The organism is Oleiphilus sp. HI0043 (genome assembly GCF_001634935.1).
In genome coordinates this window covers 1-548 of sequence record NZ_LWEY01001587.1, presented here as the reverse complement: position 1 = coordinate 548, position 548 = coordinate 1, and the positions used below count along the sequence as shown (strand labels likewise).

Sequence of the window (548 nt, the reverse complement as noted above, 5' to 3'; positions counted from 1 at the left end):
GGTTGATTTACCTGCACCGTTGCTGCCAATAACTGTAATGAATTGATGCTTAGGAATAGTCAGGTCGATTCCCTTTAATACATGGTTTTCTAAGGGGCTGCCGAGATTAAAACTAACATCTACCTTGCTCATTGAGATCATTGGCCGAACCTCGTGCGTGCTTTAATGGCGCTTTTGATATTTGGGGCAACAATTGCGAGCGTTACCAAAATAGCCGTGATCAAATTGAGATCTTGAGCTTTAAGGCCTAATAATTCACCGTTAAGTGCCACGGCAATAACCAGGCGATAGAGTAGTGAGCCAATCAGGCAGGCAAGGATCCAGCGAAACAGGTTCTTCGGGCTAATCAAGGCTTCGCCGCCTATCACAGAAGCAAGGCCGATAATAATGATGCCGACCCCCATAGTTACATCAGCGCTACCCTGACTTTGAGCAAATAAAGCGCCTGCCAGGGCGACAAGGGCATTAGATAGTGACATCCCAAGAATAACCATTAACGAAGTATTGACGCCATTGGCCTGAGCCATTCTGGGGTTAGAGCCTGTGGC

At 47.1% G+C, this 548-nt stretch carries 1 pseudogene; it reads right to left on the bottom strand.

Going from position 1 to position 548, the window contains the following annotated elements:
* Positions 1–137: 137 nt before the first annotated feature.
* A pseudogene (locus A3729_RS23530) lies at positions 138–548 on the bottom strand (ABC transporter permease); the annotation flags it as partial.